Raw genomic sequence first — 7,262 nt, 5'->3', positions numbered from 1 at the left:
AATCTTTATTCTCATAACAAATAAATTATATTGTTTTGAATTTTCAATTTTAGTCATTTGAATTTGTTTTAAAATTTCGGATTTTCAATTTCGGATTTCATTTGTTCCATTAAAGCTAAACACATACAAAATTTAAATTGGAGTTTTCTATTGCCCATCCAGGGAACTAATAAATCTTGTCTTTTAGAAACCCAATCCATAAGGATGGGATTGTATGATTTATTAGCAAATTTGACAAAGACAGAAGAATTATTAACCTCTACATTTTTGTCAATTAGCCAAAAAATCCTAGACAAAAGGTAAGGTTTTAATTTAGAATATTTTTATGTCAAGAATTGGAAGGCTTCCAGTGGGAATAGAAGATGGCGTCTCTTGTAAGATAGAGGATGGTTCTCTAAAGGTAAAGGGACCAAAGGGTGAATTAGAAAGAAAGATTCCTCTAAGGATAGGGGTAAAAATTGAAGGGAAAAAGATTATAGTAAGCAGGGAAGATGAAGAAAGGGCTACAAAAGCCCTACATGGTTTGACACGAACCCTGGTAAATAATATGATGATAGGCGTAACAAAAGGGTTTGAAAAGGAAATGCTTCTTTCTGGAATAGGATGGAAGGTAGGGATGAAGGAAAAAGACCTTATCCTTAATGTAGGCTATTCCCATCCTGTTGTTTTCTCGCCACCAGAAGGCATTATTATACAAACAGATAAGGAAAAGATAAAGGTTTCCGGAATTGATAAAGAGCTTGTTGGAGAAATATCGGCAAGGATAAGAAGAATAAGGGCTGTTGAGCCATATAAAGGGAAGGGGATAAGGTATGCAGATGAGATTGTAAGGAGAAAGGCTGGAAAGACAGGAGCAAAGTAATGAAAAAAGAGGAAATAAAAGAGAAAAAAAGAAAGAGAACCAGAAAAAGAATTTCAGGAAAAGAAGAAAGGCCAAGGCTTTCTGTGTCAAGAAGCCTAAAACATATCAAAGCCCAAATTATAAATGATGATTTAGGAAAAACGCTTGTTTCTGCCTCATCTCTTGATAAAGAAATAAAAAAGCAATCTATCCATCCAAAAAAAGAGAATGCAAAAAAGGTTGGAGAGCTTCTTGTAAAAAGGGCAAAGGAAAAGGGGATAACAAAGGTTGTCTTTGATAGAGGCTCTTTTTCTTTTTCTGGAAGGATAAAGGCTTTAGCAGAGGCTTGCAAAGAAGGAGGATTAGAATTTTAATATGGACGATTATAATTCAATTACAGAAGAGATGGAGACACATTCAGAAGACCTTCCATTATTTGAAAAGGTTATCTCTATAAACAGAATAACAAAAACAACAAAGGGTGGAAAAAGGCTTCGTTTTTCAGCATTGGTAGTTGTAGGAGATAAAAATGGCTCTGTAGGGATAGGAATGTCAAAGGCAGCAGAGGTTCCTAAGGCTGTTTTAAAGGCTGTTGAATATGCGAAGAAGCACCTTGAAAGGATTGCCCTAAAAGATGGAACGCTTTTATTCCCTGTTTCTGCCAAATCTTGTGCCTCTTGTGTTCTTCTTAAGCCTGCACCCCCTGGAACAGGCATTGTTGCAGGTAATACCTCAAGGGCTGTTTTTGAAGCACTCGGGATAAAAGATGTGGTTTGTAAATCCCTTAAAAGTAACAATCCCATCAATGTAATTAAAGCAACAATGGCAGGATTGAGGAAAATGAATATGATTTACAAAAGGCATAATGTAAAAGCAAAGATTCAGGAACAGGAATAGATGTTAAAATGTGGTGTCCTGATTTCCGGAAGGGGATCAAACCTTCTTGCAATAATTAAAGCAATAGAAGAAGAAAAAATAAATGCCAAAATTGTCTGTGTAATCAGCGACAAAGAGGATGCAAAGGGGCTTAAAATAGCAAAAAAGCACAATATAGAAGCCATTTTTTTAAGCCCTTTGGGATTATCAAAAGAGGAATATGATAGGCTAATTGTAGAAAAGCTTAAAAAGAGGGATGTTTCTCTTGTCCTATTAGCTGGTTTTATGAGGATAATTTCTCCATTCTTTGTAAATGAATATAAGAATAGAATTATGAATATCCATCCATCTCTCCTTCCCTCATTTCCTGGATTATCTGCCCAAAAGCAGGCATTAGAATATGGCGTTAATGTTTCAGGATGCACAGTGCATTTTGTTGATGAGAGCTGTGATACAGGGCCAATTATTCTACAAAGGGCTGTTTTTGTTTTGCCAGGCGATACAGAGGAAACCTTATCGGCAAGAATATTAGAGGAAGAACATAAAATATACCCTGAGGCAATAAGGCTTTTTAGCGAGGGAAGGCTTGAGATTTCAGGAAGGAAGGTTAGTATAAAATGAAAAAGGCATTGGGAAGGGGTTTGGATGTATTATTCCCTGATAGCGAAGCCTTTGTTGAGATTGAAAGGGAGAAAATAAAGCCAGGTAAATACCAACCAAGGGAGAGGTTTGAGGATGAAAAGGAAAGGGAGCTCCTTTTGTCCATAAAGGAAAAGGGGCTTCTTCAGCCAATCATTGTTAGAACAAAGGATGACGGCTATGAAATTATTGCAGGAGAAAGGAGATTTAGGGCTGCTATAAAAGCAGGGTTTAAAAAAATACCTGCGATTGTAAAAGAGGCTTCTGATTCTGAAAGCCTGGTTATTGCCCTTACCGAAAACCTCCAGAGACAAGACTTAAATCCCATTGAGGAGGCAAAGGGATACAAGAGGCTTATAGATGAATTTGGCTTGACACAAGAGGAAATAAGCAAGGTAATTGGAAAGGAGCGTTCTGTTATCGCAAATACCATAAGATTGCTTTCTCTTCCTTCCCATATCCAGAAGGCAATACAAATAGGAGAGATTTCATCGGGTCATGGAAGGGCAATCCTTTCTATAGAAGGAGATAAAAGGGATAGCGTATTTAAGGAAATTTTAAAGAAAAAGCTAAGTGTTCGTGATGTTGAAAAAGTTTCACGTGAAACAAAAATAGATTATGAGATTGTGTCTATTGAGGAAAAGATAAAAAGGGATTTAGGAACAAATGTAAAAATAAGGGGGAATATAAATAAAGGAAAGATAGAAATAGAGTATTATACAAATGAAGGGTTTTCTGGAATCTTGGAAAGGATGGGAATTGAATTATAAAGTCAAAACCATTGAAACTTTGTGCCTTTTTCTTCTTATTTTGTCATGTTGTGGCAAGGAAAAAGAAATTCGGCCTACCCCTTCCTCTGAAATTAAAAAGAGCATCCTTACATCCTCAAAGAGTGGAAAGAAAACATGGAGGCTTACATCAGAAAAGATAACGATGAAAGATAATAAAACCTATCTTTACAATTTAAAGCTTGAGTTATTTAAAGGTGATTCTTTAGAATGCACAATTACAGGGAATGAAGGCATTATTGATGGCGATAAAATAAGCCTTAAAGGAAGTATAACAGCAAGCACAAAAATTGGAGCAACCCTTACAACATCAAGCCTTAATTTTTCTGAAAAAACAAATTTCCTTTCTACAGACGACAGGGTTTCTTTTATAAAAAAGGATTTAATTCTTAAAGGCTCCGGGTTTGTTGCAGATAGGAGCTTTGGCAATGTAAAAATAAAGAAAGATGTTGAGGTTGTTTTTAAATAATGTCCTAGACAAAAGGTCTTTTTAAGATTATACTGTTTGTAAAATGCCAACATATGAGTATGAATGTAGAAGGTGTGGAAGGTTTGAGGTTTTTGCCTCAATTAAGCAAGAGCCTTTAAAAACCTGCCCGAACTGTAGAGAAAATGTAAAGATGTGTTTTGGAGAAGGAGGGGGTTTTCTCTTTAAGGGAGGAGGTTTTTATATTACAGATTATAGAAGCCCTGAATACAAAAAGAAGCTAAAGGAAGAGAATAAACCCAATAAAGTAGAAAAGGCTTAATGTTACAAGAGAGGCTTATTCTTGCTAATGAAGATGAGGTTTTAAGGCTTTGCGGAAAGGATGATGAGAACATAAGGATTATCCAGAACGCATTTTCTTCAAAGATAATTCCAAAAGGGACAGAAATAATCCTCTCTGGAGAAAAAAGAGAAAATAAAAAGATTCTTTCCCTTTTTAATTCCCTCCTTCTTCTTATAAGGCAGGGTCATTTAATAAGAAGGGAGGAAATAAAATATGCCTTAAGGCTTTTTGAGGACAAAGAGGACATCCTTGAGGTGTTTGAGGATACAATCTGTGTATCAGAAAGGGGAAGACTGGTAAAACCAAAGAGCATAAATCAGAGGAAGTATGTAGAGATGATGAGGAAGAATGATCTGGTGGTTGCTATTGGTCCTGCAGGAACAGGAAAGACATACCTTGCTGTTGCAATGGCTCTTTCATCCCTTCTTATAAGGAGGGTTGAGAGGATAATCCTTGCAAGACCAGCTGTTGAGGCAGGCGAGCGGCTTGGATTTCTTCCAGGCGACCTACAAGAAAAGGTAAATCCATATTTAAGACCATTATATGATGCCCTCTATGATATGATGGGAATTGAAAAATTCCATAAGATGTTTGAAAATGGTGTAATTGAAATAGCACCATTAGCATATATGAGGGGAAGGACATTGAATGATTCATTTATCATTCTTGATGAGGCTCAAAATACAACATCTGAACAAATGAAGATGTTTTTAACAAGGCTTGGCTTTGATTCAAAGGCTGTGATTACAGGAGATATTACCCAGATAGACCTTCCTTCTGATGTAACATCAGGCCTTGTTGAGATTCAGGAAATATTAAAGGGTGTATCTGGAATAGGGTTTTCTTATCTTGATAAATTGGATGTTGTCCGTCATCCATTGGTAAGTAAGATAATAAAAGCGTATGAAGAAAAAGGAGGTAAAAGGAATGAAAAAAAAGGGAGAAAGCTTGGTTGAGTATGGGCTAATCATTGGTTTGATTGCCGTTATTGTAATTGCTGTTGTTTTAGCCCTAGGTCCTCAAATTAAGGTTCTATTTAAAGGGCCAGAGGTAAAACAAGGGGAGATAGGGACACCAACAACAGGAAGTTTAGTAGGAACGCCGACTAGCACTGGAACAATAACAGAAACAGGAACACCAACAAAGTGAATAGTGACCAGTGAACAGTGGCGAGTAATTGCTCACCACTCGTTACTGACAACTAACGTTTATGAACGAAAGAAAAGAGAGGGTGGCTGAGGCTATAAGGGAAAAGATAGCGGAGTTTATCCTAAAGGAGATGAATAGCGATAGCCTCCTTTCGGTTACAAGGGTTAATCTGACAGGGGATTTGAGGGAGGCAAAGGTTTATATAAGCAGCTTAAGGAATGAAAAGGAGTGTTTGGAGGCTTTAAAAAAGGCAAAGCCTTCTATCAGGCTATATCTGGCAAAAGAAATCAACCTTCGCTATACGCCAGACCTAACATTTTTTATTGAAGAAGATGAATGAAGTTTTAAAGGTCTTACAAGAGAGGGATAATTTTATAATAACATCCCATATTCGTCCAGATGGGGATTCAATTGGAAGTCAGATAACCCTCTTTCTTCTCCTTAAAAGTTTGGGGAAAAATGTTATTATTATAAATGAGGATAATCCCCAGGGATATTTTTCCTTTCTTCCCCATCTTTCGGAAATATTGCAACCAGATGATAATAGAAAAGATGTAGCCTTGATTCTTGATGTAAATGAGATAGAAAGGCTAGGAATCAGGACAAAAAAAATAATTGAAAGAGTTCCTTTAAAGGTAAATATTGACCATCATCTTGGAGGTGGTATAGGAAATGTAAATTGGATGGATGAGAAGGCATCATCTGTCTGTGAGATGATATACAAGCTTTTAATAGGGCTTTCAAAAGAAGTAGATAAGGATATAGCCATTCTTCTATATGTTGGTATAGCAACAGATACAGGATTCTTTAGCTTCAGAAACACAACGCAGGATAGCTTGAGGATATGTGCAGAGCTTCTTGAATATGGGATAGAGCCATCCGAAATAAAAGAAAAGCTTTATAGCACAAAAAACATAAACGAATTAAGGCTTTTTGGAAAGGCATTGTGCAATCTTAAGATGGATGGTTCTATTGTTTCAGCAAGGATTACAGAGGAAATGGTAGATGAGGCTAATAGAGAGCCAGAAACAGATACATTGCTTGATATGATGAGAGGGATAAAGGAGGCTTTGGTCATTGTTCTATTTAGGGAGCTTTCTTCACAAAGGACAAAGATTTCCTTAAGGTCAAAAAGGGGATTTGATGTAAGAAGCATAGCCTCTAAATTTGGCGGCGGCGGTCATCTCTGTGCAGCTGGCTGTATTCTTCCCCTTCCAATAGACGAGGCAGAGCAAAACATAATCTCATCTCTTAAGAATTCTCTTGTTGAAAAAGAATTGTAACTATTCAGCATATCATAACAAGTCAGTGATTGGTGGTCAGTTTTTTAATAATGGCACTAACCATATCAACACAACTCTTTATTGGCCTGCTTTCCAGGGTGAATAGTTACAAAATAATAAAAAATAAAAGAGATGAAGAGAATCTTGAGTTTGGTTAATGTTAGGGTTGGGGTTTATAAGCCAGGGGGTAAGGGCAGTGGATTTGTATTTGACCTTATCTTTTTAATTGCCAAAAGACTAAAGCTTAATGTATATTTATGCTTGATGGCAAGTGTCAAAGAGGGGCAATGAATAAGAAGATTCTCCTTATTTTAGGGAGACTGAAAAGATGAAAGATTAAAGATGGAAGATGAAAGATTGATAAATGCACTAGGGTTAAAGCTTAAGGGTGAATTTTTAGAGCCAAAAGCCAAGAGCCTTGAGCAATAAAAAGGGAGGTTAATTATGACTATAGGGATATTGGGTGTGTGCCTTACGGTGCTGGGTATAATCCTTGCTTATATCTGGAAGGGTAACCAGAAGATGGAAAAAGCTATTTTGGCTAGTCAAGAGGCTGTTTTGGCTAGTCAAGAGGCTGTTTTGGCTAGTCAAGAAAGGCTTGAGGAAGGGCAGAAGAAAGGGTTTGCTATCCTTGAGGAAGGACAAAAGGTTCTTGTGGAAGGACAGAGGGAAATAGCCCAGATGTTGCTCAACCAGACAAAAATATTGGAGAGGATTGAGGGAAAGATACCAACACCCTCTCCTGCTTGATTTAAAAATGTGTATGTGTTTAGCTTTAATGGAACAAATGAAATTCGAAATTCGAAATCTTAAAACAAATTCAAATGACTAAAATTGAAAATTCAAAACAATATAATTTCCTATATTTCGCTACCTTTGTCCAGAATTACCTCTAAACAGGATATATTATATCAAA

At 36.6% G+C, this 7,262-nt stretch carries 13 protein-coding genes; all 13 read left to right on the top strand.

Annotated features, from left to right (window positions below):
* The first annotated feature begins 325 nt into the window (after positions 1 to 325).
* The 13 genes from rplF to AB1630_08735 all read left to right on the top strand — a co-directional run bounded on the left by rplF (position 326) and on the right by AB1630_08735 (position 7,096).
* Complete coding sequence (rplF, locus tag AB1630_08795; protein ID MEW6103890.1) at positions 326 to 862, top strand: 50S ribosomal protein L6; 537 nt, start codon at positions 326 to 328, stop codon at positions 860 to 862.
* On the top strand, positions 862 to 1,215 hold the full coding sequence (rplR, locus tag AB1630_08790; protein ID MEW6103889.1) for a 50S ribosomal protein L18: 354 nt from the start codon (positions 862 to 864) through the stop codon (positions 1,213 to 1,215). The genes rplF and rplR overlap by 1 nt, the downstream gene beginning before the upstream one ends.
* A gap of 1 nt (position 1,216) precedes the next feature.
* Positions 1,217 to 1,738, top strand: coding sequence for a 30S ribosomal protein S5 (rpsE, locus tag AB1630_08785; protein ID MEW6103888.1), 522 nt, complete (start codon positions 1,217 to 1,219; stop codon positions 1,736 to 1,738).
* Positions 1,739 to 2,338: a phosphoribosylglycinamide formyltransferase gene (purN, locus tag AB1630_08780; protein MEW6103887.1), complete on the top strand. Its 600-nt coding sequence runs from the start codon at positions 1,739 to 1,741 to the stop codon at positions 2,336 to 2,338.
* Entirely contained in the window at positions 2,335 to 3,126 is a 792-nt protein-coding gene (locus tag AB1630_08775; GenBank protein MEW6103886.1) for a ParB/RepB/Spo0J family partition protein, read from the top strand. The genes purN and AB1630_08775 overlap by 4 nt, the downstream gene beginning before the upstream one ends.
* Positions 3,116 to 3,613, top strand: coding sequence for an LPS export ABC transporter periplasmic protein LptC (gene lptC, locus AB1630_08770; GenBank protein ID MEW6103885.1), 498 nt, complete (start codon positions 3,116 to 3,118; stop codon positions 3,611 to 3,613). The genes AB1630_08775 and lptC overlap by 11 nt, the downstream gene beginning before the upstream one ends.
* Positions 3,614 to 3,656: 43 nt before the next feature.
* Positions 3,657 to 3,893: a zinc ribbon domain-containing protein gene (locus tag AB1630_08765; protein ID MEW6103884.1), complete on the top strand. Its 237-nt coding sequence runs from the start codon at positions 3,657 to 3,659 to the stop codon at positions 3,891 to 3,893.
* Positions 3,893 to 4,870, top strand: a complete 978-nt coding sequence (locus tag AB1630_08760; GenBank protein MEW6103883.1) for a PhoH family protein — start codon at positions 3,893 to 3,895, stop codon at positions 4,868 to 4,870. The genes AB1630_08765 and AB1630_08760 overlap by 1 nt, the downstream gene beginning before the upstream one ends.
* On the top strand, positions 4,842 to 5,063 hold the full coding sequence (locus AB1630_08755; GenBank protein ID MEW6103882.1) for a Flp family type IVb pilin: 222 nt from the start codon (positions 4,842 to 4,844) through the stop codon (positions 5,061 to 5,063). Before AB1630_08760 ends, AB1630_08755 begins: the two co-directional genes overlap by 29 nt.
* A 61-nt stretch (positions 5,064 to 5,124) precedes the next feature.
* Positions 5,125 to 5,403: a 30S ribosome-binding factor RbfA gene (rbfA, locus tag AB1630_08750; protein MEW6103881.1), complete on the top strand. Its 279-nt coding sequence runs from the start codon at positions 5,125 to 5,127 to the stop codon at positions 5,401 to 5,403.
* On the top strand, positions 5,396 to 6,346 hold the full coding sequence (locus AB1630_08745; protein MEW6103880.1) for a bifunctional oligoribonuclease/PAP phosphatase NrnA: 951 nt from the start codon (positions 5,396 to 5,398) through the stop codon (positions 6,344 to 6,346). The genes rbfA and AB1630_08745 overlap by 8 nt, the downstream gene beginning before the upstream one ends.
* 132 nt (positions 6,347 to 6,478) lie before the next feature.
* Positions 6,479 to 6,637: a hypothetical protein gene (locus AB1630_08740; protein MEW6103879.1), complete on the top strand. Its 159-nt coding sequence runs from the start codon at positions 6,479 to 6,481 to the stop codon at positions 6,635 to 6,637.
* Between the two features lie 153 nt (positions 6,638 to 6,790).
* Entirely contained in the window at positions 6,791 to 7,096 is a 306-nt protein-coding gene (locus tag AB1630_08735) for a hypothetical protein (GenBank protein ID MEW6103878.1), read from the top strand.
* The last annotated feature ends 166 nt before the right edge of the window (positions 7,097 to 7,262 follow it).

The sequence above is a fragment of the bacterium genome (assembly GCA_040753555.1).
GTDB lineage: Bacteria > UBA9089 > UBA9088 > UBA9088 > UBA9088 > JBFLYE01.
Note: the sequence above shows the minus strand (reverse complement) of the source record. Positions and strands in the feature narration are given on the sequence as shown.